This is a genomic window from Streptomyces spiramenti (genome assembly GCF_012034385.1).
Lineage (GTDB): Bacteria > Actinomycetota > Actinomycetes > Streptomycetales > Streptomycetaceae > Streptomyces > Streptomyces spiramenti.
Genome location: NZ_JAAVJB010000006.1, coordinates 20082 through 46400 on the forward strand (window position 1 = coordinate 20082; position 26319 = coordinate 46400).

A 26319-nucleotide genomic window follows, 5' to 3' on the forward strand; every position below is an offset into this window, starting at 1 on the left:
CCGCACCCCGCACGCCGTGCCCCGACACCGCCGCGGCGCCCGGCGGTCCGCACCGCCGGGCCGGAACGCGGCGCCCGGTCGGGACGCCGCGCCGAGCTGAGAAGGAAGGCATCTGAGATGGGTCTCGAAGAGAAAATCCCCGGCGGGTTCATGCTCACGACCGTCGAGAAGATGGCCGGGCTCGCCCGCAAGTCCTCGATGTTCCCCGCGACCTTCGGTCTCGCCTGCTGCGCCATCGAGATGATGACCACCGGCGCCGGCCGCTACGACCTCGCCCGCTTCGGCATGGAGGTCTTCCGCGGGTCGCCGCGCCAGGCGGACCTGATGATCGTCGCCGGCCGCGTCAGCCAGAAGATGGCGCCGGTCGTCCGCCAGGTCTACGACCAGATGCCCAACCCCAAGTGGGTCATCTCCATGGGCGTCTGCGCCTCGTCCGGCGGCATGTTCAACAACTACGCGATCGTCCAGGGCGTCGACCACATCATCCCGGTCGACATCTACCTCCCCGGCTGCCCGCCGCGGCCCGAGATGCTCATGGACGCGATCCTCAAACTGCACGAGAAGATCAAGGACGAGAAGCTCGGCGTCAACCGCGAGGCGGCGGCCCGCGAGGCGGAGGAAGCGGCGATGAAGGCCCTCCCGACGATCGAGATGAAGGGGCTGCTGCGGTGAGTGACGCGGACAACCGCCGAAACGGTTCCACACAGGAACCGTCCGGCCCGGAGCACCAGTTGGAGGACTCCGCCGGGGCGCTCCCCGCCTCGGTCGGCGCCCCCGGCGAGGTGATCGCGGAACGGCGCGGCATGTTCGGTGCCAACAACGGTGGCGACACCTCCGGTTACGGCGGCGTCCGCCGCACCGTGCGGATGCCCGCGGCCACCTCCCGCCCCTACGGCGGCTACTTCGACGAGGTGGCCGACGAGTTGGAGGGCGCGCTGGAGGAGCAGGGTGTGGACCCCGCCGCCGCCATCGAGCGCACCGTGATCGACCGGGGCGAGGCCACCTTCCACGTCGCGCGCGAGCACCTCCTCCAGGTCGCCCGCACCCTCCGCGACGACCCGGCGCTCCGCTTCGAACTGTGCACCGGCGTCAGCGGCGTCCACCTCCCGACCGACACCGGCCGGGAACTGCACGCCGTCTACCACATGCGGTCCATCACCCACGGCCGGTTGATCCGGCTGGAGGTGAGCGCCCCCGACGCCGACCCGCACATTCCGTCGATCGTCCCGGTCTACCCGACCAACGACTGGCACGAGCGCGAGGTCTACGACTTCTTCGGGCTCGTCTTCGACGGCCACCCGGCGCTCACCCGGATCATGATGCCGGACGACTGGCAGGGCTTCCCGCAGCGCAAGGACTACCCGCTCGGCGGCATCCCCGTCGAGTACAAGGGCGCCCAGATCCCGGCTCCCGACCAGCGGAGGTCGTACTCCTGATGTCCACCTCACACCCCACCGCGCCGGCGGGCGCCCGCGAGACGACCGAGGGCACGGTCTACACCCTCTCGGGCGGCGACTGGGACGCGACCGCCGAGCAGATCGCCCGCAGCGACGACGAGCGGATCATCGTCAACATGGGTCCGCAGCACCCGTCCACGCACGGCGTGCTGCGACTGATCCTGGAGATCGACGGCGAGACGGTCACCGAGGCCCGCTGCGGCATCGGCTACCTGCACACCGGGATCGAGAAGAACCTCGAATACCGGACGTGGACGCAGGGCACCACCTTCGTCACGCGCATGGACTACCTGACGCCGTTCTTCAACGAGACGGCGTACTGCCTCGGCGTCGAGAAGCTGCTCGGGATCACCGACGACATCCCGGACCGCGCCAACGTCATCCGCGTGCTGATGATGGAGATCAACCGCATCTCCTCCCACCTCGTGGCCATCGCCACCGGTGGCATGGAGCTGGGCGCGACCACCGTCATGATCTACGGCTTCCGCGACCGCGAGCTCTGCCTGGACGCCTTCGAGCTGATCACCGGCCTGCGCATGAACCACGCGTACATCCGGCCCGGCGGCCTCGCCCAGGACCTGCCGCCCGGCGCCGTGGACCACCTGCGCGAGTTCGTGAAGACGATGCGGAAGAACCTGGTCGAGTACGACCAGCTCTGCTCCGGCAACCCGGTCTTCAAGGCTCGGCTGGAGGGCATCGGCTACCTCGACCTCGCCGGCTGCCTCGCGCTCGGCGCCACCGGTCCCGTCCTCCGCTCCGCGGGCCACCCGCACGACCTGCGGAAGACGGACCCCTACTGCGGTTACGAGACCTACGACTTCGAGGTCCCCACCACCGACACCTGCGACTCCTACGGCCGCTTCCTGCTGCGCGTCGAGGAGATGCGGCAGTCGCTGCGGATCATCGAGCAGTGCCTGGACCGGCTGGAGCCCGGCCCGGTGATGGTCGCCGACAAGAAGATCGCCTGGCCCGCGCAGCTCGCGCTCGGCCCGGACGGACTCGGCAACTCGCTGGAGCACATCCGGAACATCATGGGCACCTCCATGGAGGCCCTGATCCACCACTTCAAGCTGGTCACCGAGGGCTTCCGCGTCCCGGCCGGCCAGACGTACACCGCCGTGGAGTCGCCCAAGGGCGAACTCGGCGTGCACGTGGTGAGCGACGGCGGCACCCGTCCCTACCGGGTCCACTTCCGCGACCCCTCCTTCACCAACCTCCAGGCCGTGGCGGCGATGTGCGAGGGCGGCATGGTCGCCGACGTCATCGTCGCCGTGGCCTCCATCGACCCCGTGATGGGAGGCGTCGACCGATGACGGAGGCAGCCAACGCCGCCGTGGGACTGGGCATGCCGCCCCTGCCCCCGCCGGACTACCCCGAGGACGTGCGCACCCGGCTCGCCGCCGACGCCGCCGAGATCATCGCCCGGTACCCCGGCAGCCGCTCCGCGCTCCTGCCGATGCTGCACCTGGTGCAGTCGGAGGAGGGCCACGTCACCCGGACCGGCATGCGGTTCTGCGCCGACCAACTCGGCCTGACCACCGCTGAGGTCACCGCGGTGGCGACGTTCTACTCCATGTACCGCCGCAAGCCCTCCGGCGACTACCAGGTCGGAGTCTGCACCAACACCCTGTGCGCGGTCCTCGGCGGCGACGCGATCTTCGAGGCGCTCCAGGACCACCTCGGCGTCGGCAACGGCGAGACCACCGAGGACGGCACGGTCACGCTCGAACACATCGAGTGCAACGCGGCCTGCGACTACGCCCCGGTCATCATGATCAACTGGGAGTTCTTCGACGACCAGACGGTGCAGTCCGCCAAGGACCTCGTCGACAAGCTCCGCGCCGGTGAGACCGTCACCCCCACCCGCGGCGCCTCCCTCTGCGACTTCAAGAAGACCGCCCGCATCCTGGCCGGCTTCCCCGACCCGCGCGCCGGCGCCGTCGTCGAGGGCGGCAGCGGCGGCGACGCCTCGCTGGTCGGCCTGCGCATGGCCACCGGCGAGCAGCTGCCCGCCGGTCGGCCCGCCACCGGCGCGGGCCGCCACCCCGCCGACGACGGCCCGCCGCAGTACCTCAGCAAGCACGACGCGCCGCAGCAGACATCCGCCTCGGACCCGCACAACCCCGCGGCGAGCCCCACCGCCGAGGAGGGCGAGTGAGCGCCATGTCATCCGACAACACCAGCGCCGCGGCCGTGGCCAAGGACCTGCTGACCCCGGTCCTCTCCGCCAACTGGGGTGACGCCGACAGCTACACGCTGGACGGCTACCGCCGCCACGGCGGCTACCGGGGCCTGGCCAAGGCTTTGGCGATGGACCCGGACGAGCTCATCGCCTACGTCAAGGAGGCCGGACTCCGCGGCCGAGGCGGCGCGGGCTTCCCCACCGGCATGAAGTGGCAGTTCATCCCGCAGGGCGACGGCAAGCCGCACTACCTCGTCGTCAACGCGGACGAGTCGGAGCCGGGCACCTGCAAGGACATCCCGCTGCTCTACGCCAACCCGCACTCGCTGATCGAGGGCATCGTGATCGCCTGCCACGCGATCCGCTCCTCCCACGCCTTCATCTACCTCCGCGGCGAGGTCGTCCCGGTCCTGCGGCGGCTGCACGCCGCCGTCGCCGAGGCCTACGCCGCCGGGTACGTCGGGAAGGACGCCCTCGGGCCGGGCAAGGACCTCGAACTCGTCGTCCACGCCGGTGCGGGCGCCTACATCTGCGGCGAGGAGACCGCGCTCCTCGACTCGCTGGAGGGGCGCCGCGGCCAGCCCCGGCTGCGTCCGCCGTTCCCCGCGATCGCCGGCCTTTACGCCTCGCCGACGGTCGTCAACAACGTCGAGTCCATCGCCTCCGTCCCCGCGATCATCGATCGCGGCAAGGACTGGTTCAGGTCGATGGGCAGCGAGAAGTCCGCCGGCTTCACCCTCTACTCGCTCTCCGGGCACGTCGCCCGTCCCGGGCAGTACGAGGCGCCGCTCGGCATCACGCTGCGCCAGCTCCTCGAACTCGGCGGCGGCATGCGCCCCGGCCACCGGCTGAAGTTCTGGACCCCCGGCGGCTCCTCCACCCCGCTCCTCACCGAGGAGCACCTCGACATCGCCCTCGACTACGAGGGCGTCGCCGGCGCCGGCTCCATGCTCGGCACCAAGGCGCTTCAGTGCTTCGACGAGACCACCTGCGTGGTCCGCGCCGTCACCCGCTGGACCGAGTTCTACGCCCATGAGTCGTGCGGCAAGTGCACCCCCTGCCGGGAGGGCACCTACTGGCTCGTCCAGCTGATGCGCGACCTGGAGGCCGGCAAGGGCTCCATGGCCGACCTGGAGAAGCTCCTCGACATCGCCGACAACATCAACGGCAAGTCGTTCTGCGCCCTGGGCGACGGTGCCGCCGCGCCCATCATGTCCTCGCTGAAGCACTTCCGCGAGGAGTACGAGCAGCACGTCACCGGCGGTGGCTGCCCGTTCGACCCCGCGAAGTCCACCGTCTGGGCGGACGACCGCGACGCCACCCAGGAGGTGAACGCATGACTGTCACCACCACCTCCGGTACCACCGGCGGCGGACCGGCCACGCCGCCCGAGGACCTGGTGACGCTGACGATCGACGGCATCGAGATCTCCGTGCCCAAGGGCACCCTGGTGATCCGTGCCGCCGAGCTGCTCGGCATCGAGATCCCGCGCTTCTGCGACCACCCGCTGCTCGACCCCGCCGGGGCCTGCCGCCAGTGCATCGTCGAGGTCGAGGGCCAGCGCAAGCCCATGGCGTCGTGCACCATCACCTGCACCGACGGCATGGTCGTCCGCACCCAACTCACCTCCCCGGTCGCGGAGAAGGCCCAGGTCGGGGTGATGGAGCTGCTGCTCATCAACCACCCCCTGGACTGCCCCGTCTGCGACAAGGGCGGCGAGTGCCCGCTCCAGAACCAGGCCATGTCCCACGGCCAGGCCGACTCCCGGTTCGCGGGCGTCAAGCGGACCTTCGCCAAGCCCGTCCCGATCTCCGCGCAGGTGCTGCTCGACCGCGAACGCTGCGTGCTGTGCGCCCGCTGCACCCGGTTCTCCAACCAGGTCGCGGGCGACCCGATGATCGAACTCCTGGAGCGCGGCGCCCTCCAGCAGGTCGGCACCGGCGAGGGCGAGCCCCTCCAGTCGTACTTCTCGGGCAACACCATCCAGATCTGCCCGGTCGGCGCGCTCACCTCCGCCGCCTACCGGTTCCGCTCCCGCCCGTTCGACCTGGTCTCCTCGCCCAGCGTCTGCGAGCACTGCGCCGGCGGCTGCGCCACCCGCACCGACCACCGCCGCGGCAAGACGATGCGCCGCCTCGCCGCGGACGACCCCGAGGTCAACGAGGAGTGGATGTGCGACAAGGGGCGCTTCGGCTTCCGCTACGCGCAGCTCCCCGACCGCCTCACCGTCCCGCTCGTGCGCGACACCGGTACCGGTGAACTCGTCCCCACCAGCTGGCCCGAGGCGCTGGAGGCCGCTGCGGCCGGTCTCACCGCCGCCCGCGACGGCGCCGGGGCGGCCGTGCTCACCGGCGGTCGGCTGACCGTCGAGGACGCCTACGCCTACGCCAAGTTCGCCCGGCTCGCGCTGGCCACCAACGACATCGACTTCCGCGCCCGGCCCCACTCCGCCGAGGAGGCGGCGTTCCTCGCCGCCCACGTCGCCGGCAGCGGCGTCGACCGCGGCGGTCCGGTCACCTACCGCGCACTGGAGTCGGCCCCGGCCGTGCTGCTGGCAGGGCTGGAAGCGGAGGAGGAGGCGCCCGGCGTCTTCCTGCGGCTGCGCAAGGCCAACCGCAAGAACAACCAGCGCAGCTGGTCGCTCGCCTCCCACCTCACCCGGGGCCAGGCCAAGGCCGGCGGCGTGCTGCTGCCCGCCGCCCCCGGCACCGAGACCGAATGGCTGGACGCGCTGGCCGCGGGAACCGGCCTGGAGGGCGCGGGGCAGGACGCCGCCGAGGCGCTGCGCGCCGACGGTGCGTTGATCCTCGTCGGTGAGCGACTGGCGCTGGTGCCGGGCGCGTTGACCGCCGCGGTCGCCGCCTCCGCCGCCACCGGCGCCCGGCTGGTGTGGATCCCGCGCCGCGCCGGTGAGCGCGGCGCGGTCGAGGCGGGCGCGCTGCCCGGGCTGCTCCCCGGCGGGCGGCCCGACCACGACGTTCTCGCCCGGCAGCAGACCGCCGCGGTCTGGGGCGTCGCCGAGGCCGACCTGCCCGACCGCCCTGGCCGTGACACCGCCGCGATCCTGCGCGCGGCGGCCGACGGCGGGCTCGCCGGCCTGGTCGTCGCGGGCGTCGGAACCGAGGACCTCCCCGACCCGACCGCCGCGCTCGCCGCGCTGGACCGGGTCGCGGCCGAGGGGTTCCTCGTCAGCCTGGAGCAGCGGCCGACCGAGGTCACCGCCCGCGCCCACGTGGTGCTCCCGGTGGCGGCGGTCGCCGAGAAGAGCGGCACCTTCCTCAACTGGGAGGGTCGCTACCGGCCGTTCGAGGCTGCGATCGCCGCCGACCAGATGACCCGCCGCCACGTCCACCCCGACGGCCGGGCGCTCCACATGCTCGCCGACCGGATGGACATCGCGCTCGGCCTGCCCGATGTCGCGGCCACCCGCCGCGAGGTCGGCCGGTTCCCGGCCTGGGAGGGCGCGCTTCCCATCGGCCCGACCGGCACCTCCGTCACCCCGCCGGCGCCCGCCGCCGGCGAGGCGGTCCTCGCCGGCCACCGGATGCTGCTCGACCAGGGCCGGCTCCAGGAGGGCGACAAGGCGCTGGCCGCCACCCGTCACCCCGCTCCGGCGCGGGTCTCCCCGACGACCGCCGCCGGTGCCGGTCTCGCCGACCGAGGCACCGTCGCGGTGACCGGACCCGCCGGGAGCGTCGAACTCCCGCTGCTCGTCACGGAGATGCCCGACGGCGTCGTGTGGCTGCCGGTCAACTCCTTCGGCGGCGGTATCTACCACGACCTGGGCGCCCACCCGGGCGAGCTGGTCGCCATCGCCTCCGGGTCGCCGTCCGGCGCCCCCGGCCAGGCCCCTGACGAGAAGGGAGGGAACGCCCGATGACCGTGCTCGCCCAACAGACGGATCTGTCGATGTTCGGCAACGATCCGTTCTGGCTGATCCTGCTCAAGGCGGTCGGCGTCTTCGCGTTCCTGATGGGCACGGTGCTGATCTCCATCGTGATGGAGCGCAAGGTGCTCGGCTGGATGCAGCTGCGTATCGGCCCCAACCGCAACGGCCCCTGGGGCATGCTCCAGTCGCTGGCCGACGGTGTGAAGCTGATGTTCAAGGAGGACATCGTCGTCAAGGGGGCCGACAAGCCGGTCTACATCCTGGCGCCGATCCTCGCTACCGTCCCCGCGTTCATGGCCATCGCGGTGATCCCCTTCGGTCCGGCCGACTCCCCGGTGTCGATCTTCGGCACCGAGACCGTCCTCCAGCTCACCGACCTCCCGGTGGCGATGCTGTACGTGCTGGCCACCTCGGCCATCGCCGTCTACGGCACCGTCCTCGCCGGCTGGTCCTCCGGCTCGACCTACCCGCTGCTCGGCGGCGTGCGCGCCACGGCGCAGATCATCTCCTACGAGGTCGCGATGGGCCTCTCCTTCGCGGCCGTCTTCCTCTACTCGGGGTCGATGTCCACCTCGGGGATCGTCGCCGCGCAGGAGGACCGCTGGTTCGTCGTCCTGCTGCCGGTGTCGTTCCTGATCTACATGATCGCCATGGTCGGCGAGGCGCACCGCCCGCCGTTCGACATGCCGGAGTCCGAGGGCGACCTGGTCGGCGGGTACCTCACCGAGTACTCGTCCATCAAGTTCGCCTTCTTCATGATGTCCGAGTACATCCACATGGTGACCGTCTCCGCGCTGATGGTGACGATCTTCCTCGGTGGCTGGCGGGCGCCGGCGCCGATCTCCTTCTGGGAGTCGGCCAACACCGGCTGGTGGCCGCTGCTGTGGTTCACCCTCAAGCTGCTCGCGGTCATGTTCTTCTTCGTCTGGATCCGCGGCACGCTTCCCCGAGTCCGGTACGACCAGTTCATGGTGCTGGGCTGGAAGGTCCTCATCCCGGTCGCGCTCGGCTGGCTGATGCTGGTCGCCACCGTCCGCGCCTTCCAGAACGACGGCCGCTCCTTCAGCGACATCCTGATCTGGGTGGTCGGAGGTGTCGTCGCCCTGCTGCTCGTCTCGCTGGTGATCGACACACTCCGGGACCGTTCCGACCGGGCGAAGCGCGGCACGGAGCCCGAGGAGCCCGAGTTCGACCCGATGGCCGGGGGCTTCCCCGTGCCGCCCAAGCCCGGCCAGACCCTGCCCCCGGTACCGCGTCGCCCCTCGCGCGCGGACCGGCACCGGGCCGGCGTCGCGGCCCCGGCCGGGGCGGAGGCCTCTACTGCGGGCGCCGACAGTGACGCACCGAGCGACGCACGGAAGGAGGACGGCGATGCCTGACTTCAACAACCCGGTGGCCGGCTTCGGCGTGACCTTCAAGGGCATGTTCAAGAAGCGGCTCACCGAGCAGTACCCGGAGGAGAAGAAGCCCACCGCGCCCCGCTTCCACGGCCGCCACCAGCTCAACCGTCACCCCGACGGGCTGGAGAAGTGCATCGGCTGCGAGCTGTGCGCGTGGGCCTGCCCCGCCGACGCCATCTACGTCGAGGGCGCCGACAACACCGAGGAGGAGCGCTACTCCCCGGGTGAGCGGTACGGCCGCGTCTACCAGATCAACTACCTGCGCTGCATCCTGTGCGGGCTGTGCGTGGAGGCGTGCCCGACGCGCGCGCTGACCATGACCAACGAGTACGAGCTCGCCGACCGGACCCGCACCGACCTGATCTTCACCAAGGAGGAGCTGCTCGCCGGCCTCCAGGACGACATGGTCGAGGCGCCGCACTCGATGTACCCGGGCGCGGACGAGCAGACGTACTACCGGGGCGAGGTCCCGGGCGCCGCGGAGGGGACGGTCCGGCAGGTCGCCCGCTCCAAGGGCGAGGAGGCCCCCGGCGAGGAGGTCACCCCGCAGGACGCGCTCGCGGCGGCGGCCTCGCTGACCGACCCCACCGGGCACGACCACCGCGGCAACATCGGCGACGACGGCGAACCGCCGGAGGTGCGGGCATGAGCACGATGACCGCCCTGTCGACACTGGCGGCGGAGACATCCACCTCCGGTGGCGAGGCAGTCCAGTTCTGGATCCTCGCGCCGATCGCCGTCGCCGGCGGGCTCGGCACGATCCTGATGCGCCGCGCCGTCTACTCGGCGCTGTGCCTGGCCGGGACCATGGTCATCCTGGCCCTGTTCTACCTGGCCAACGGCGCCTACTTCCTCGGCGTCGTGCAGATCGTCGTCTACACCGGCGCCGTGATGATGCTCTTCCTCTTCGTGCTGATGCTCGTCGGCGTCAGCGCGGCGGACTCCCTCAAGGAGACGATCAAGGGGCAACGGATCGCGACGGCGGCCATGGGCCTCGGTCTGGGCATCCTGCTGATCGCGGGCATCGGCCAGGCGTCGGTGGGCTCCTTCACCGGCCTCGCGGAGGCCAACTCCCAGGGCAACGTCGAGGGCCTGGCCTCGCTGCTCTTCACCCGGTACATGGTCGCCTTCGAGGTGACCGGCGTCCTGCTCACCGTCGCCGCCGTCGGCGCGACGATGCTGACGCACCGCGAGAAGATCGAGCGCTCCAAGTCCCAGCGCGAGCAGGCCGAGGCACGCGTCAAGGACGGCACCCAGGTGCCGCCGCTGCCCGCGCCCGGTGTCTACGCCCGCCACAACGCCGTGGACATCCCCGGTCTGCTGCCCGACGGCACGCCGTCGCCGCTGACCGTGAGCGCCACGCTCCACGAGCGCGACCAGGTCCGCGAGGTCCACACCGAGGCGCTCGGCGCACTCGCCGCGCTGGAACAGCGCACCGCCGACCACCAGGGCCGCAGCGCCTCCGTCAGCGGCGCGCTCGGTTCCGGGAGCACCACCGGCAAGGCCGGCACCACCACCCCCGCCGCCACCGGCACCGACGGTGACGGCGGCGACAACGGCCGCCGTGACGACGGCGACGGCGACGAAGCCGAGGAGGCCGGCAAGTGAGTCCCGAGAACTACCTGCATCTCGCGGCGCTGCTGTTCACCATCGGCGCCTGCGGTGTGCTGCTGCGGCGCAACGCCATCGTGGTCTTCATGAGCATCGAACTGATGCTGAACGCCGCCAACCTGGCACTGGTCACCTTCTCCCGCATGCACGGGAACCTCGACGGTCAGATCATGGCGTTCTTCGTCATGGTCGTAGCCGCCGCCGAGGTCGTGGTCGGGCTGGCGATCATCGTCATGGTCTATCGCTCGCGCCACTCGGCTTCGGTCGACGACGCCAGTCTGATGAAGCTGTAAGGCCAGCGGAAGAATGTGGAGTTACCAGTGGAATCGTTGATCGGACTGCTCGTCGCGGCACCGCTGCTGGGCGCGGCGCTGCTGCTCGTGGGCGGTCGCCGCCTCGACCGGTTCGGCCACTGGCTGGCAACCGGCCTGGCCGCGCTCTCCTTCACCCTGGCCGCGGTGCTCTTCGTCGACATGCTCGGCCGGGACGGCGGCGACCGGGCGCTGAGCCAGCACCTGTACAGCTGGGTGCCGGTGAACGGGTTCCAGGCGGACATCGCCTTCCAGCTCGACCAGTTGTCGATGACGTTCGTGCTGCTGATCACCTCGGTCGGCACGTTGATCCACCTCTACTCGGTGGGTTACATGGAGCACGACGTGCGGCGGCGCAGGTTCTTCGCCTATCTGAACCTGTTCCTCGCGGCCATGCTCATCCTGGTCCTCGCCGACAACTACCTGCTGCTGTACGTCGGTTGGGAGGGCGTCGGTCTCGCCTCGTTCCTGCTGATCGGTTTCTGGCAGCACAAGCCGAGCGCGGCGACGGCGGCGAAGAAGGCGTTCGTGGTCAACCGCGTCGGCGACGTCGGTCTGGCGATCGCGATCTTCCTGATGTTCTCCACCTTCGGCACCTTCGCCTTCTCCCCGGTGCTCTCCGACGCGGAGCAGGCGAGCGAGGGCACGCTGACCGCCATCGGGCTGATGCTGCTGCTGGCGGCCTGCGGCAAGTCGGCCCAGGTGCCGCTCCAGTCCTGGCTGGGCGACGCGATGGAGGGCCCGACTCCGGTCTCGGCCCTGATCCACGCCGCGACGATGGTCACCGCCGGCGTCTACCTCGTGGTCCGCTCCGGCGCGATCTTCGACGGCGCCCCCGCCGCGCAGACCGTGGTCGTCGTGGTCGGTGCCGTCACCCTGCTCTTCGGCGCGATCGTCGGTTGCGCCAAGGACGACATCAAGAAGGCCCTGGCCGGGTCGACGATGTCGCAGATCGGCTACATGATGCTGGCGGCCGGGCTCGGCCCGATCGGCTACGTCTTCGCCATCATGCACCTGGTCACCCACGGCTTCTTCAAGGCGGGGCTGTTCCTCGGCGCCGGATCGGTCATGCACGGCATGAACGACGAGGTCGACATGCGGCGCTACGGCGGGCTCCGGAAGTACATGCCCGTCACCTTCGTGACGATGGGCCTGGGCTACCTCGCCATCATCGGCTTCCCCTACCTCTCGGGCTTCTTCTCCAAGGACGAGATCATCTACGCGGCCTTCGGGAAGGGCGGCACGGAGGGCTGGATCCTCGGCGGCGTCACCCTGCTGGGCGCGGCGCTGACCGCGTACTACATGACGCGCATCATGCTGATGACCTTCTTCGGCGAGAAGCGCTGGGTGAAGGATGCCGAGGGCAAGGACCCGCACCCGCACGAGTCGCCGCTGTCGATGACGGTGCCGATGATCGTGCTGGCCGTCGGGTCGGTCGGCGCCGGCTTCGTCTTCAACCTCAACCACTCGTTCGTCGACTGGCTGTCGCCGGTGGTCGCCACCGCCGACGGCAACTCCCCGGTCAGCCACGGCATGGTCTCCGTGCTGGCGACGGTGCTGATGCTCGTCGGTGTCGGCGCCGCCTGGTTCCAGTACGGGCGCCGCCCGATCCCCGAGGTCGCCCCGACCGGCGTCTGGATCACGCGGGCCGCCCGCCGCGACCTGCTGCAGGACGACTTCAACCACGCCGCGTTCGTCACCCCCGGCAGTTATCTCACCCGCGGGCTCGTCTACGTCGACCACAAGCTGGTGGACGGTGTCGTCAACGGCACCGCGGCGGGCTTCGGCGGGCTCTCCGGGCGGCTGCGGAAGGTGCAGAACGGCTTCGCGCGCAGCTACGCGGCTTCGATGTTCGGCGGTGCGGCGATCCTCATTGCCGTGACCCTGCTGATGAGGGCGGTCTAACTCATGTCATTTCCCCTGCTGACGGCCACGGTGCTGGCGCCCGCCATCGGCGCGGTCGCCACCGCCGCCGTCCCCTCGGCACGGCGCAACCTCGCCAAGTGGGTCGCCCTGACCGCCTCGCTGGTCACCGCCGTGCTGGCGATCCTGGTGCTGGTCCGGTTCGAACCGGGCGGTGACCGCTACCAGTTGACCGAGTCGCACGCGTGGATCCCGGCGTTCGGTGTCCGCTACGAGCTCGGCGTGGACGGTATCGCCGTCGCCCTGGTGGCACTGACCGCGGTGCTGATCCCGTTCCTCATCGGTGCCGGCTGGAACGACGCCGACCCCAAGGAGGGGGAGGCCCCCGCCGGGAAGCGCTGGCGCCCCACCCAGGGCTTCTTCGCCCTGATCCTCATGGTCGAGGCCATGGTGGTGATGTCGTTCGTCGCGACCGACATCTTCCTCTTCTACATCTTCTTCGAAGCCATGCTGATCCCGATGTACTTCCTCATCGGTGGCTTCGGCGACCGTGCCGGGGAGAACTCGGAGAACCGGCAGGCGAAGCAGCGGACCTACGCGGCCGTGAAGTTCCTGCTGTACAACCTGGCCGGCGGCCTCATCATGCTGGCCGCGGTGATCGGGCTGTACGTCGCCACCGCGGACCTGCCGGGCGGCAGCACGTTCTCGCTCCAGGCGATCGCCGAGGCGCGCGCCTCCGGTGAGCTGACCTTCGCGCAGAACACCGAACGCTTCCTGTTCCTGGGCTTCTTCATCGCCTTCGCCATCAAGGCGCCGCTGTGGCCGGTCCACACCTGGCTGCCCAACGCGATGGGCGAGTCGACCGCCCCCGTCGCCGTGCTGATCACCGCGGTGGTCGACAAGGTCGGCACCTTCGCGATGCTCCGCTTCTGCCTGGGGCTGTTCCCCGAGGCGAGCGCGTGGGCGACGCCGGTGGTGATCGTGCTGGCGCTGATCTCCATCATCTACGGCGCGCTGCTGGCGCTCGGCCAGCGCGACATGAAGCGCCTGATCGCCTACGCGTCGATCAGCCACTTCGGCTTCATCATCCTGGGCATCTTCGCCATGACCAGCCAGGGCCAGACCGGCGCGACCCTGTACATGGTCAACCACGGCATCGCCACCGCCGCGTTGATGCTGGTCGCCGGGTTCCTCATCACCCGCCGCGGCTCCCGCCTCATCGCGGACTACGGCGGCGTGCAGAAGACCGCGCCCATCCTGGCGGGCACCTTCCTCATCGGCGGACTGGCGACCCTGTCGCTCCCCGGTACCGGGCCGTTCGTCAGCGAGTTCCTGGTGCTGGTGGGCACGTTCACCCGGTACCCGGTCGCGGGGATCGTCGCCTGCGCCGGCATCGTCCTCGCCGCGCTCTACGTACTGATCCTCTACCAGCGCACGATGACCGGGCCGGTGCGGCCCGAGCTGTCCCGGATGCCGGACCTCCGTCCGCGTGAACTCGCCGTGGTGGCACCGCTGATCGCGATGCTGATCTTCCTCGGTGTCTTCCCCCGGCCGCTCACCGACATCGTCGACCCCGCGGTCCAGCACACCCTCTCCGACGTCGGTGAGAGCGACCCCGAGCCGGAACTGGAGGCCCGCCGATGACATCGCGCATCCGGGAGACCAGCCGCGACCGTGACCCGAGCCGCCGCATCGGCGGGGGATACGAGGAGACAGCACAGTGAACAGCTGGACGCACGCGCAGGGGGTGCTGGAGACACCGCAGTTCGAGTGGGTCGCGCTCTCCCCGACGCTCATCGTGGTGGGGGCCGCCGTCATCGGCGTGCTCGTCGAGGCGTTCGCGCCCCGCCGCCACCGCTACGGCACCCAGGTGGTGCTCGCCGTACTGGCCCTGGCGACCGCGTTCGCCGCGGTCGTCGGGCTCGCGGCCGACGGGCACGCGAGCACGCAGGCGCAGGTCGCCGGCATGGGCGCGCTGGCCGTGGACGGCCCGGCGCTGTTCCTCCAGGGCGTCCTGATCCTGGTCGGCTTCGTGTCGGTGTTCCTCTTCGCGGAACGCCGGCTGGAACCGGCCGAGCACGGCCGGGCCGTGGACTCCTTCGCCGCGCAGGCGGCGGCGACGCCCGGCGGCACCGCGGAGAAGCTGGCGGTGAAGTCCGGTTACACCACGACCGAGATCTTCCCGCTGATGCTGTTCGCCCTCGGCGGCATGCTGCTCTTCCCCGCCGCCAACGACCTACTGATGCTCTTCATCGCGCTGGAGGTCCTCTCCCTGCCGCTGTACCTGCTGTGCGCCCTCTCCCGGCGCCGGCGGCTGCTGTCGCAGGAGGCCGCGGTCAAGTACTTCCTGCTGGGCGCCTTCGCCTCCGCGTTCCTGCTGTTCGGCATTGCGCTGCTCTACGGTTACGCGGGCACCCTCTCCTACGCGGGCATCGCCGACGTCATCTCCGGCGCCCCGCCGGCGGTGGACCCGGGCCTGGCCGCGACGATGGGCAACGACGCCTACCTGCTGATCGGTGGCGCGCTGGTCGTCATGGGCCTGCTGTTCAAGGTCGGTGCCGTGCCGTTCCACATGTGGACGCCCGACGTCTACCAGGGGGCCCCGACCCCGGTGACCGGCTTCATGGCCGCGGCCACCAAGGTCGCCGCCTTCGGCGCGCTGCTGCGGCTGCTGTACGTGACCCTGCCGGGGATGCGCTGGGACTGGGAGCCGGTGCTGTGGGGTGTCGCCATCGCCTCGATGCTGGCCGGTGCCGTCATCGCCATCACCCAGACCGACGTGAAGCGGCTGCTGGCGTACTCCTCGATCGCCCACGCCGGGTTCATCCTGGCCGGCGTGCTCGCGGTCAGCGAGGACGGCGTCTCCTCGGTGCTGTTCTACCTGGCGGCGTACTCCTTCGTGACGCTCGGCGCGTTCGCCGTGGTCACGCTGGTGCGCGACGGCGAAGGCGAGGCGACCCACCTCTCCAAGTGGGCCGGTCTCGGACGCCGTTCGCCGCTCCTGGCCGGCGTCTTCGCGCTCTTCCTGCTGGCGTTCGCCGGTATCCCGCTGACCTCCGGGTTCGCGGGCAAGTTCGCGGTGTTCAGCGCCGCGGCCGACGCGGGCGCGATGGGCCTGGTCATCGTCGGTGTGATCGCCTCGGCGATCGCGGCGTTCTTCTACGTCCGCGTCATCGTGCTGATGTTCTTCAGCGAGCCGCAGGAGGACGGCCCCTCGGTCGTCGTCCCCAGCCCGATGACCACGTCGATGCTGGGCGTCGCCGCGGCGGTGACGATCGTCCTCGGCGTCGCGCCGCAGTACTTCCTCGACCTGGCCGGCCAGGCGGGCGTCTTCGTCCGCTGAGCCTCCCCGGACCACGCCGGGACCCGGTACGGCGAACGGGCCGGTACCACCTCTTCGTGAGGCGGTACCGGCCCGTTCGGCGTGCTGCCCGTGCGGTGGTGCGGCCGTCGGCCCCCGGGGTGGTCGCCCCGGGAGCCGACGCCGCTCCGCGCCGCGGTGTGCGGCAGGGTCAGTCGTCGTCGCCGGGGCCGCCGATGCTGCCCGGCAGGAGCGACTCCAGCTCGTCGATGTCGAAGCCCTCGAAGTCGATGTTGTCGAGGTCGATGCCTTCGAGCTCCTCCAGGCCGAGTTCGGCCAGGTTCAGCTCGGCCAGGTCCACCGCCTGGTCCGCGATCCGCTCGTAGACGGTCTCGCCGCTCTCCCAACCGACGGTCAACGCCTCGCCGTTCAGCGTGGCCTCGCCGCTGGCGTACCCCGTCGCGACGGAGCACTGGAGGTTGATCATGGAGTGGTCGCCCATGGACTGTGCCCCGCCGAGGCAGGCGTCGTCGGAGGTGAGCAGGGTGGCGAGGCCGTCGTCGCCGATCTGGAGGAGGGTGTCCTCGCCGGAGACGCTGCCCCAGATGCCCGCCATGGCGCCGGTGCCGCCGCCTGCCGCGTCGTCCGCGCCGTCCTCCTCGTCGGCGTCCTCGGCGTCGTCGCCCTGCTCCGAGGCGCCCGTCTCCTCGGTGGCCGTGTCGTCGGAGGAGTCGTCGCTGCTTCCGCAGCCCGCGGCCAGCAGCATCACTGCGGCGGCCAACGCCGGTCCGGCCAGACGTATCTTCATGGTCTCCCTCTCACATCCCGGTACCCGCTCGGCGCGGGCGCGGTCGTGGGCGTCGGGCAGCACCGGGGGCCGGTCCTGCCGTGCGGCCGAGTGCCGCACTCCGTACTCTGCCCTACTCCGTTCAACGACAGCGGGTTCCCGGCCGGAACCCGGCGGTCGCTCGGCCGGGCGGGCCACGCTGCCGACGGCGACCCCCGGCGCGTCCCATGACAGGACGGACCAACCGCATATGGTGGGGCATCAGTGCCGAAAACGGCGCGGCGAGACGTGGCCGGCCGTCGACCCGTGGCGTGCGGCCGGCGTCCCGGCCGTCGCTCCTCCCCGGCGTGTGCCCGTACTCCTGCGTGAGGTGAACCGGACGTGACCGAAGCGGTGCTGACCGGGCTGCTGGGGGTCGTGGTCATCCTTGTGATCATCGCGGCGAACGGCTACTTCGTGGCGCAGGAGTTCGCCTACATGACCGTCGACCGCGAACGTCTGGGCGCCCGAGCCGACGCCGGTGACGCCGCCGCCCGCCGGGCCCTGCGGGTCACCCGGCGCACCTCGTTCATGCTCTCGGGGGCACAGCTCGGGATCACCGTCACCGGCCTGCTCGTCGGCTTCGTCGCGGAACCCCTGATCGGCGGCTCGTTCGGGGTGCTGTTGGGCGGCGTCGGCGTCCCGGTCGCCGTCGGCGTCTCCATCGGCACCGTGGTGGCGCTGGTGACGGCCACGGTGGTGCAGATGATCTTCGGCGAGCTGTACCCGAAGAACCTCGCCATCGCCGACCCCGAACCACTGGCGCGGGCGCTCGCCCCCTCCACCCTCGTCTACCTGGCGGCGTGCGGCTGGCTCATCACCGTCTTCGACCGCGCCGCCAACGCCTTCCTGCGGTTGCTGCGGACCGAACCCGTCCACGACCTGGACACCAGCGCCACCCGCGAGGACCTGCGGCACGCCGTCTCCGACTCGCGCGACAGCGGCGACCTGCCCGCCGACCTGTCGCTCCTCGTGGACCGCGTCCTCGACTTCCCCGACCGGCCCGTCGAGCACGCGATGGTGCCGCGGGCCCGCGTCGACACGGTGACGCCGGAGACCACCGTCGCGGAACTGCGCGCGATGATGGCGCGGGCCCACAGCCGGTACCCGGTCATCGACGCCCACGGCGAACCCGTCGGAGTGGTCCACCTCGTCGACCTGCTGCGCCGCCGGCCCACCGACGCGGAGCCCGTGAGAGCGGTCATGCGGCCGGCCCTGCTGCTGCCGGTGCTCCTCCCGCTCCCCGAGGCGCTGGCCCAGATGGCGCGCACCCGCGACCAACTCGGCTGCGTACTCGACGAGTACGGCGCGTTCGTCGGCATCCTCACGGTGGAGGACCTGGCGGAGGAGCTGATCGGCGACATCTCCGACGAGCACGACCCCGGCCCACCGACCGCCGTCGTCGCGGCGGACGGCGACCGCTGGCGCATCGACGGCGACACCCACATCGACGAGGTGGCGCGCGCCATCGACCGCGAGCTCCCCACCGGCGAGTACGAGACGCTCGCCGGTCTGCTCATCAAACACCGCGGGGCGCTCCCGCAACCCGGCGAAACCATCCGCATCCCGCTGCCCGACGACCCCGCCGACCTGGTGCTGGAGCAACCGGTGCGCCGACTGCTGGAGGCGGAGGTGCTCGAACTCGCACGCCGTGTGCCGAGCCTCCTGCTGGTGCGGGTGGTGGAGGAACCGGGCGGAGTCGAGGACGCCGACGGCGCCTCGGGACCGCAGCCGCAGCCGTCGCCGGGGCAGGGGGATCGATGAACCAGCCGCTGGTGGTGACCGCCGCGACCGTGCTCGTGATCGTGCTGAGCGCCTTCTTCGTCGTCATCGAGTTCGCGCTGCTCGGTGCGCGCCGCCACCGGCTGGAGGCCCTCGCGCCGGAGAGCCGTGCGGCCCGTGCCGCCCTCCGCGGCGTGCACGAGTTGACGATCATGCTCGCCCTGGCGCAGCTCGGCATCACCGCCTGCACCTTCGCCCTGGGGGCCCTCACCAAGCCGGCGATCGACCGATGGCTCGGGCCGGTGCTCGCCTCGTGGGGGCTGCCGGGGTGGGTCGCCGACAGCGCGGCGTTCGCCCTCTCCCTGCTCTTCGTGACGTTCCTGCACCTCGTCATCGGCGAGATGGCGCCCAAGTCGTGGGCGATCGCACACCCGGAGCGCGCCGCGGTCCTCATCGGGCCGCCCTCCCGGGCACTCGCCCGCGTCTTCCGGCCGCTGCTGCGCTGGATCAACACGATGGCCAACCGGCTGGTCGCGGCGAGCGGCGTCACGCCGGTGGACCGTGCCGCCGCGGGCGGGCGCGACATCGACACCATTCGGCACCTGGTCGAGCACTCCGCCTCCGTGGGCACACTCGAAGCCTCGGCCCGCGCCCAACTGGCCGACGTGCTGGACCTCCAGGGGCTCCGGGTGGGCGACCTGCTGCCGGCCCGGCGCGGCACCACCACGGTCGCCGCCGACGCGGTCGTCGGCGACGTGTGGGAAGCCGCCTCCCGCTCCGCCCACATGCGCGTCCTGGTCGACGCGGGCGACGCGGGTGTCCCGCGGCTCGTCCACGTCCGGGACGTGCTGCTGGAACCGGCGGACCGCCCGGTGGGCGCCTTCACCCGCCCGGTGCTGACGCTCCCCGTCGACCTCCCGGTGTACGAGGCACTGTCCCGCATGCGGGCCGCCGGCGAGCAGTTGGTGGTGGCGACGGACGCGGGCCGGAGCGTGGGCGTGCTCACCGTCACCGACATCCTGCGGCGCATCCTGCCCCGGCAGGACGCCGCCCCGCGCGGCGACGAGAACCGGCCCCCCGGCGCATCTGCCTGATGAGCGCATCACGCCCCGCCCGGCGGGGGCACAGCAGGCAGAGCCTGGGCGCGGCTCCGCAGCGGCACCGGCCTGGCCGACAGGGAGTACAGCACCTCCACCGACGCGCCGCCGTGGAACCGGTCGGGGCCCCGAGCGTTGGCGCTCACCGGCGCCCCGGCCGCCAGCGCGTCGCGCTGCACCCGGAGGAACGCCGCGTCGGCCGCCCAGTCGCGCAGCACCGCGGCGACCGGCGAGGCAGGTTCGGCCGGGCCCGTGCCCGGTCGATGTGCCGGGTCGGCTTCCAGTACTGACGCGAGGCGCTCCGCCCGGTGGCGCAGCCACGCCAACGCTTCGTCGGGCGTCGCTGACCACGTGCCGTCCACGTACCACTCGGCGTGGGCATCCGGTGAGCGCACCACCACCTCCGCCCAGTAGCCGGGGCAGCACGCGGGTCGGGCCAGGCAGCAGCCGGTCACCGCTGTCCCCGCCTGCCCAGCGACCGGAGGTGCGCATCGATCTCGCGCCGCAGTACGGCCGTGCGCTTCAACAGTTCACTCAACGGCGACTCCGCTGCCTCACGGCTCGCGCCGTCTGTCTGCACCGCTCGACCACAGCGATGCCAGCCCTCTCGCGTATCCCAGACGCACACGTCAGTTCCTCTCCGTAGCGAATCCACTACCAAGGAGAGTCAGCGTGGCCTAGGGTGCAGCTGTCTTCAACTTGCGCGAAAGGCTTGGAGAGGCCGTGAATCTCAAAGACCTGGAGCCGCAGTCGTCGCCGAAGGCCGCCTTCGGCCACCGCATCCGCCAGCTGCGTGACGAACGTGGCTGGACACAGGAGGATCTAGCTGTTCGCATCGGATGTTCTGGCACGCACATCTCGGCTGTGGAAACCGGGCGTCGGTCACCAACTGCTCGGTTCGCGGCAAGTGCTGACAGAGCTTTCGGGACGGGTGATCGCCTGGAGCGGCAGAGCCGTGCGACGCGGCACTCCGCGCTGCTGGAAGGCTTCCCGGAGTATGTCTCACACGAGCGGCATGCGGCTGAGATCAGGGTCTACGAAGTAGGTGTGGTGCCCGGGATACTGCAGACCGAGCGGTATGCCACGGCGTTGACGATGCGAGCCGTCGAACGCGGTGCCATTACCAAGGAGCAGGGCGAAGAGCGGCTCATGCTCGTCGACGAGCGCCAGCGGATGCTCGTCCGTGAACCGCCGCCCCTGGTCTTTGTCGTGCTTGACGAAAGCAGTCTGCGTCGGCCGGTCGGGAGCGCGGCAACCATGGACGACCAGTTGGCTCGACTGCTGGATTTCGGCAGTCTCCCGAACTCGATTCTGCAGGTGGCCCCCTTCTCCATGGGTGACAGGCGACCACTCAGCCTTCCTCTGTACATTCTCACGCTGCAGAACCGGAGCCTCATGTCATATGCGGAGTCCGCGCAGCGGGGGCAGTTGGAGCGCGACAGCGCCTCGGTGGTGCCACTGCTCACCGCTTACCATCAACTCCAGGCTGATGCTCTGTCCCAACCTGAGTCCCTGGCCATGATCAGCCAGCTACGAAAGGACTACCGTGACACTTGAGTCTGCTCGCTGGTTCACCTCCTCCTACAGCGAGAACGGCGGTGCCTGCGTCGAGGTTGCCGTGAATCTCGCGGTCTCGGACGGGCTGGTGCCTGTGCGGGACTCCAAGGACGTGGCCGGGCCGGTGCTGGCGTTGCCGGTGTCCGCGTTCGCGTCGTTCGTCGCCGGAGTCAGGTCGGGGCGCTTCCCGTCCTGACCCGCGTGCGGTCGGCGCGCCCGCCACTCGGGTGGGCGCGCCGACCGGGCCGCGGAACACCTACTCGACGGCGTCGTCCCAGTCGCCGATGAACGCGTGGCTGACGGTGCGGTCCTCCTCGACCCAGGTGACGTCGAGGGTGTCGCCCTTCTGCGCCAACTCGGCCGTCTTCATGGTCTCGTCCTCGTCGTTGCAGAAGATGAAGCTGTTCCACCCCTCCTCCGCGTTGCCGAAGAGCAGCCCGCCGCACTCCACGGGATTGCCGTCGGGCAGCAGCCAACCGGTGTCCACGAAGAACGCGTTGGCGATGCCTGTGCCGGACTCCTGGCTGGAGAGGACACCGAACAGGGTGTTGTCGGCGCCCTGCCAGACGCCGTTGATCTCGGCGCCGACGTCCAGGGCGCCGTAGCCGTCCTCGCGGCGCTCCGCACCGCCCCCGCCGGCGTCCGGATCCTCCTCGGCGTCGGGTGACGGCTCGGGGTCGTCCTCCCAGTCCTGCCAGTCGTCCCACCCCTCGACCTCGTCCATGTCGACGTCGTCCTCGCCGAGCCCCTCGCCGGGCGAGATCATGAACGCGTCGCGTGCCTCGCGGAGGTCGGTGATCATGTCGCGCAGCGCCCCGCCGCCGGAGCTGTCCCCGCTCGCGGAGCTGCCGTTGTCGCTGTCGTCGTCGCCGCTGCTGCCGCAGCCGGTGAGCAGCAGTGCCGCCGTGGTCGTCGCCGCCACGCCCAGTCGTATGCCGTGCCTGCCTCGGTGCATGAGTCGTCGCCCCCCTCGCGGGCACAGTCCCGGGCTGGTTCCCGGGGCCTGGGCCCGTCGTCCGCTCGGCCGCTCCCGGCCGCCGGCGCGCACGGCGGCGACCGGCGCACCGCCGGGGAGGGGGCTGCCCGCCGCCGTCGGCGTCCGGTCCGTACCGCGTCACGCCGATACCTGACTTGTTGGTGTACACGCCACCCTAGGGCGCGGCGGTTGCGGTCCGGGCACGGTTGGGTGAGGTTCCCGTACCCACCGGGCCGTCCGCAGCCGGTGGGCACGGGTGCGGCCCGGTGCGGGCCGGTGCGGGCCGCTCAGGCCGCCGGGGAGATCCGGCCGGTGACCTCGCCCAGGCCGATCCGGGTGCCGTTCGGCCCCGGCGCCCACGCCGACAGGGTCACCTCGTCGCCGTCCTCCAGGAACGTCCGCTTGCCGGTGCTCAGCTCCACCGGGTCGCGTCCCGCCCAGGTCAGCTCCAGCAGGCAGCCACGCGTGGCGACCTCGGGGCCGGAGACCGTGCCCGAACCGAAGAGGTCCCCGGGACGCAGCGTCGCGCCGTTCACGGTCATGTGGGCGAGCTGCTGCGCCGCCGTCCAGTACATGGCGGCGAACGGCGGCTCGGAGATCACCTCGCCGTTCAGCCGGACGGTGATCCGCAGGTCCAGACCGGCAGCCTCGACGCCGCTGCCGTCGCCGTCGGCGAGGTAGGGCAGCAGCTCGTGGCTGCGTGCCGGCGGCTCGGTGCGGGCGTCGTCCAACGCGTCCAGCGGAGTGATCCACGCGGAGACGGAGGTGGTGAACGACTTGCCGAGGAACGGCCCCAGCGGCACGTACTCCCACGCCTGGAGGTCACGCGCGGACCAGTCGTTGAGCAGGCACACCCCGAAGACGTGGTCGCGCAGCGCGGTCTGCGGCACCGCCGTGCCCGGCTCGGTGGCGCCGCCGATGACGAAGCCGACCTCGGCCTCGATGTCGAGCCGCCGCGAGGGGCCGAAGTCGGGTGCCGTCGCGTCGGGTGCCTTGCGCTGGCCGCTGGGCCGCTTGACCGGGGTGCCCGAGACCACGACCGTGCCGGCGCGCCCGTGGTAACCGATCGGCATGTGCTTCCAGTTGGGGGTCAGCGGCTCGCTGTCCGGGCGGAAGATCCGGCCGAGGTTGGAGGCGTGGTGCTCGCTGGCGTAGAAGTCGACGTAGTCGGCGACCTCGAACGGCAGGTGCAGTGTCACCGACTCGTCCAGCGGCAGCAGCAGGCCGTCGGCGGCGAGCTGTTCGCGCCGGGCGGCGTCCGTCAGCCAGGTGCGGATCGTGGCGCGCACCTCGCGCCACGCGGGCCGTCCGGCCGCCAGCAGCGGGTTGAGAGTGGGGGCCGACAACTGCGCGGCCCACGGGTGGTCGGCGGCCACGGCCGCGGCGCCCACGTCCAGTACCCAGGAGCCGTACCGCACGCCGATCCGGCGGCGGTCGGGCGCGGCGTCGGTGGTGTAGACGCCGTAGGGCAGATTGTCCGGGCCGTAGAGGTCGTCCTCGGCCACGTCGGGCAGGCTCACGTCAGACATGGCCATACCCTACGGCCCGGTAGCCCGGCTCGGGCCGCCGCGCGGCGGCCGGTTCCGACCGGCCGCCGAGGCCCGGGGAACGGGAGCGGCGTGACCCAGTGGCGACCGGGTACGCGCTGGCAGTGATCGACGGACGACCGGATACCCTGCCTGGGACAAGGCACCGGAGACAGGAGAAGCGCTCGTGACCGTCGTGGGTCCCTTCGGGGTGAGCGTGCGGGACCAGGCACTGGAGGCCGATCTCCAGACCGGGCTGACCGCTGTCGAGGCGGGCCTGGTCGAGGCCACCAAGAGCGACGTGCCGTTCCTGAACGACACCGCGCAGCACCTGGTGCGCGCGGGTGGCAAACGTTTCCGGCCGCTCCTGGTGATGCTGGCGGCGCAGTTCGGCGACCCGCACGCGCCCGGTGTGGTGCCGTCCGCCGTGGTCGTGGAGCTGACGCACCTCGCGACGCTGTACCACGACGACGTGATGGACGAGGCCGAGGTCCGGCGGGGCGTGCCGAGCGCCAACGCCCGCTGGGACAACTCGGTGGCGGTGCTGACCGGCGACTTCCTCTTCTCGCGGGCGTCGGGGATCGTGGCGGGGCTGGGTCCCGACGCGGTCCGCATTCAGGCCGAGGCGTTCGAGCGGCTGGTGACCGGCCAGATCCTGGAGACGGCGGGTCCGCGCCCCGGCGACGACCCGGTCGACCACCACCTGGAGGTCATCGCGGGCAAGACCGGCTCGCTCATCGCTGTCTCGGGCCGGTTCGGGGCGCTGCTGTCGGGCGCGGACGAGGCGACCGTCCACATCCTCACGCAGTTCGGCGAGCGGATCGGCATGGCCTTCCAGCTCGCCGACGACGTCCTGGACATCACCGGGGACCCCCACGAGTCCGGTAAGACGCCCGGCACGGACCTCCGGGAGGGCATCGACACCCTCACCGTGCTGCGGCTGCGGCAGCAGGCCGCGGAGGGCGGGTCGCCGCAGGACCGCGAGCTGGTGGCGCTGCTCGATTCCGACCTGAGCGACGACGCCCGCCACGCCGAGGCGTTGGCGGGGCTGCGCGCCCACCCCACCCTGGCGTCGGCGCGCGCCGACGCGCTGCGGTACGCCGCCTCCGCGCGCGAAGCGCTGGCGCCGTTGCCGGACATCCCGGCGAAGGCGGCGCTGGCCGGCCTCTGCGACGCGGTCGCGGACCGGACGGTCTGAGCGGGCGGTCCACGCGGCCGGGCGAACGGTCCGGGCCTGCCGTGCCGTCGGACGAACGGACCTGTCGAACGGACCCGCCCGACGGACTCGCCCGACGGCCCGGGGGCGGCTGTCGGGTGCTGTCCCCGACATCGGATCCATACCCGGTATGCAGGCTGTGGTGTCGCGCCGCGCGATCCGGTGGCCCCGGTGCTCGGGGGCTCCCCTAGGGGCATCGGGCGCCTCCGGGGCCGGGTCTCATACCGGCGGATGAGCCCGACAGCAACCCCTGGGCCGACGCTTTTCTCTGGGATCCGCGATGAAATCGGTAGTGACCCGGGAAACCGGGAAGGATCGCAGGGTCCGAGGAGATGGGGAAGAGATGGCCATGAACAAGAAGCTCCGCCGAACCGTCGTCGCCGGCTCGGTGGTGTGCGGCGTCGGACTGGTGGGGGCCGGTGTCTACCCGGCCCTGGCCAGCGAGGGCGGCCCGGACCTTCCCGCCCTCTCCGCCGAGGAACTGATCGTCAAGGTCGCGGAGTCCGACACCGAGCAGCTCAGTGGCACCGTCCGTGTGGACACGGGGATCGACGTCCCGGCCATCGGCTCGTTCGCGGAGCAGTTCGGCGGCCCGGCCGCGCGACTGGCATCGCTGGCCACCGGCAACAGCACCCTCCAGATCGCTCTGGACGGCGAGGAGCGGCAGCGGCTGGTCATCGCGGAGGGTGACGACGAGCTCAGTGTCATCCACAACGACGGTGACCTCTGGATGTACGACAGCGCCGACAACGTCGCCTACCACGCCGATGTCACCGAGCACGCCGACGAGTCGGAGGCCGAGCGGGAGCACCGCCACGACGAGTTCGCCTCGCTCACCCCGCAGCAGATGGCGCAGGAGGTGCTGTCCGGCGCGGGGGAGCACGCGGAGATCACCGTGGACGGCACCGCCAAGGTCGCGGGCCAGGACGCCTACCAGCTGCTGGTCGTGCCCAACGAGCCGGTCGAAGGCAGCGAGTTCGGCACCGTGGAGTCGGTACGCATCTCCGTCGACGCCGAGACGGGGCTGCCGCTCGCCGTCACCGTCGCCGGCCCGGACCGCAACCTCGTGGACGTGGCGTTCACCCACATCCGGTACGAGCAGCCGGCCGGCGGCACCTTCTACTTCACGCCGCCGAAGGGCGCCGAGGTCGTCAACCTCGACGAGGAGAACCCGTTCGCCGACTTCGGCGCGGCCGGTCTCCCCTTCGGCCGCTGACCACAGCCGCCGCCTGACCGGGCCACAGCAGCACGGGCGCGGCGCCCGCCACTCCGGTGGCGGGCGCCGCGCCCGTTCGCCGTGCCGTCGGCCGTCCCGGGCGGAGTGGAACGGCGAGCGGCGCGGCACGCCGTGGCGTACCGCGCCGCTCGTCCACCCGCCGGTGGAG

General features: G+C 71.4%; 23 protein-coding genes. 19 read left to right on the forward strand and 4 right to left on the reverse strand.

What is annotated here, in order from left to right; translation table 11 throughout:
* Positions 1–117: 117 nt before the first annotated feature.
* The 13 genes from HCJ92_RS01690 to nuoN all read left to right on the forward strand — a co-directional run bounded on the left by HCJ92_RS01690 (position 118) and on the right by nuoN (position 16056).
* A complete protein-coding gene (locus HCJ92_RS01690; protein ID WP_167931550.1) occupies positions 118–672 on the forward strand; it encodes a NuoB/complex I 20 kDa subunit family protein in 555 nt (184 codons plus the stop codon).
* Positions 669–1436, forward strand: a complete 768-nt coding sequence (locus tag HCJ92_RS01695) for an NADH-quinone oxidoreductase subunit C (protein ID WP_167931551.1) — start codon at positions 669–671, stop codon at positions 1434–1436. Before HCJ92_RS01690 ends, HCJ92_RS01695 begins: the two co-directional genes overlap by 4 nt.
* Complete coding sequence (locus tag HCJ92_RS01700; RefSeq protein ID WP_167931552.1) at positions 1436–2770, forward strand: NADH-quinone oxidoreductase subunit D; 1335 nt, start codon at positions 1436–1438, stop codon at positions 2768–2770. Before HCJ92_RS01695 ends, HCJ92_RS01700 begins: the two co-directional genes overlap by 1 nt.
* On the forward strand, positions 2767–3615 hold the full coding sequence (nuoE, locus tag HCJ92_RS01705; protein ID WP_167931553.1) for an NADH-quinone oxidoreductase subunit NuoE: 849 nt from the start codon (positions 2767–2769) through the stop codon (positions 3613–3615). Before HCJ92_RS01700 ends, nuoE begins: the two co-directional genes overlap by 4 nt.
* A 5-nt stretch (positions 3616–3620) precedes the next feature.
* Positions 3621–4979, forward strand: a complete 1359-nt coding sequence (nuoF, locus tag HCJ92_RS01710) for an NADH-quinone oxidoreductase subunit NuoF (protein ID WP_167931583.1) — start codon at positions 3621–3623, stop codon at positions 4977–4979.
* Positions 4976–7519 (forward strand): NADH-quinone oxidoreductase subunit G, encoded by a 2544-nt coding sequence (locus HCJ92_RS01715; RefSeq protein WP_167931554.1) that lies wholly within the window; start codon positions 4976–4978, stop codon positions 7517–7519. The genes nuoF and HCJ92_RS01715 overlap by 4 nt, the downstream gene beginning before the upstream one ends.
* Entirely contained in the window at positions 7516–8907 is a 1392-nt protein-coding gene (nuoH, locus tag HCJ92_RS01720) for an NADH-quinone oxidoreductase subunit NuoH (protein ID WP_167931555.1), read from the forward strand. Before HCJ92_RS01715 ends, nuoH begins: the two co-directional genes overlap by 4 nt.
* On the forward strand, positions 8900–9577 hold the full coding sequence (gene nuoI, locus HCJ92_RS01725) for an NADH-quinone oxidoreductase subunit NuoI (RefSeq protein ID WP_167931556.1): 678 nt from the start codon (positions 8900–8902) through the stop codon (positions 9575–9577). Before nuoH ends, nuoI begins: the two co-directional genes overlap by 8 nt.
* Positions 9574–10536, forward strand: a complete 963-nt coding sequence (locus HCJ92_RS01730; protein ID WP_420824659.1) for an NADH-quinone oxidoreductase subunit J — start codon at positions 9574–9576, stop codon at positions 10534–10536. Before nuoI ends, HCJ92_RS01730 begins: the two co-directional genes overlap by 4 nt.
* Positions 10533–10832, forward strand: a complete 300-nt coding sequence (gene nuoK / locus HCJ92_RS01735; RefSeq protein WP_167931557.1) for an NADH-quinone oxidoreductase subunit NuoK — start codon at positions 10533–10535, stop codon at positions 10830–10832. The genes HCJ92_RS01730 and nuoK overlap by 4 nt, the downstream gene beginning before the upstream one ends.
* A gap of 27 nt (positions 10833–10859) precedes the next feature.
* Positions 10860–12755, forward strand: a complete 1896-nt coding sequence (gene nuoL / locus HCJ92_RS01740) for an NADH-quinone oxidoreductase subunit L (RefSeq protein ID WP_167931558.1) — start codon at positions 10860–10862, stop codon at positions 12753–12755.
* 3 nt (positions 12756–12758) lie between these two features.
* On the forward strand, positions 12759–14357 hold the full coding sequence (locus HCJ92_RS01745) for an NADH-quinone oxidoreductase subunit M (RefSeq protein WP_167931559.1): 1599 nt from the start codon (positions 12759–12761) through the stop codon (positions 14355–14357).
* Positions 14358–14433: 76 nt separating this feature from the next.
* Positions 14434–16056: an NADH-quinone oxidoreductase subunit NuoN gene (gene nuoN, locus HCJ92_RS01750; protein WP_338053967.1), complete on the forward strand. Its 1623-nt coding sequence runs from the start codon at positions 14434–14436 to the stop codon at positions 16054–16056.
* Between the two features lie 169 nt (positions 16057–16225).
* On the opposite strand, the gene HCJ92_RS01755 is transcribed toward nuoN, so the two are convergent.
* Entirely contained in the window at positions 16226–16822 is a 597-nt protein-coding gene (locus HCJ92_RS01755) for a hypothetical protein (RefSeq protein WP_167931560.1), read from the reverse strand.
* A gap of 360 nt (positions 16823–17182) precedes the next feature.
* On the opposite strand from HCJ92_RS01755, the gene HCJ92_RS01760 reads away from it, so the two are divergent.
* The gene (locus tag HCJ92_RS01760; protein ID WP_167931561.1) at positions 17183–18604 is read left to right on the forward strand and encodes a CNNM domain-containing protein; all 1422 of its coding nucleotides are present in this window, start codon (positions 17183–17185) and stop codon (positions 18602–18604) included.
* Positions 18601–19656: a CNNM domain-containing protein gene (locus HCJ92_RS01765; protein WP_167931562.1), complete on the forward strand. Its 1056-nt coding sequence runs from the start codon at positions 18601–18603 to the stop codon at positions 19654–19656. The genes HCJ92_RS01760 and HCJ92_RS01765 overlap by 4 nt, the downstream gene beginning before the upstream one ends.
* Positions 19657–19664: 8 nt before the next feature.
* Here HCJ92_RS01765 and HCJ92_RS01770 read toward each other — a convergent pair whose 3' ends face one another.
* Complete coding sequence (locus HCJ92_RS01770) at positions 19665–20054, reverse strand: hypothetical protein (protein ID WP_167931563.1); 390 nt, start codon at positions 20052–20054, stop codon at positions 19665–19667.
* 328 nt (positions 20055–20382) lie between these two features.
* Here HCJ92_RS01770 and HCJ92_RS01775 point away from each other — a divergent pair, with 328 nt between their 5' ends.
* Both HCJ92_RS01775 and HCJ92_RS01780 read left to right on the forward strand, forming a co-directional pair.
* On the forward strand, positions 20383–21216 hold the full coding sequence (locus HCJ92_RS01775) for a Scr1 family TA system antitoxin-like transcriptional regulator (RefSeq protein WP_167931564.1): 834 nt from the start codon (positions 20383–20385) through the stop codon (positions 21214–21216).
* Positions 21206–21412, forward strand: coding sequence for a DUF397 domain-containing protein (locus HCJ92_RS01780; protein WP_167931565.1), 207 nt, complete (start codon positions 21206–21208; stop codon positions 21410–21412). Before HCJ92_RS01775 ends, HCJ92_RS01780 begins: the two co-directional genes overlap by 11 nt.
* 60 nt (positions 21413–21472) lie before the next feature.
* On the opposite strand, the gene HCJ92_RS01785 is transcribed toward HCJ92_RS01780, so the two are convergent.
* Positions 21473–22171, reverse strand: a complete 699-nt coding sequence (locus HCJ92_RS01785; protein ID WP_167931566.1) for a hypothetical protein — start codon at positions 22169–22171, stop codon at positions 21473–21475.
* 308 nt (positions 22172–22479) lie between these two features.
* Positions 22480–23721 carry a fumarylacetoacetase gene (gene fahA, locus HCJ92_RS01790; protein ID WP_167931567.1) on the reverse strand — a complete coding sequence of 414 codons (1242 nt, stop codon included), beginning with the start codon at positions 23719–23721 and terminating at the stop codon, positions 22480–22482.
* 184 nt (positions 23722–23905) lie between these two features.
* Here fahA and HCJ92_RS01795 point away from each other — a divergent pair, with 184 nt between their 5' ends.
* Together HCJ92_RS01795 and HCJ92_RS01800 are read left to right on the forward strand one after the other, a co-directional pair.
* The gene (locus tag HCJ92_RS01795) at positions 23906–24916 is read left to right on the forward strand and encodes a polyprenyl synthetase family protein (RefSeq protein WP_167931568.1); all 1011 of its coding nucleotides are present in this window, start codon (positions 23906–23908) and stop codon (positions 24914–24916) included.
* Positions 24917–25277: 361 nt separating this feature from the next.
* On the forward strand, positions 25278–26150 hold the full coding sequence (locus HCJ92_RS01800) for a LolA family protein (RefSeq protein WP_167931569.1): 873 nt from the start codon (positions 25278–25280) through the stop codon (positions 26148–26150).
* The last annotated feature ends 169 nt before the right edge of the window (positions 26151–26319 follow it).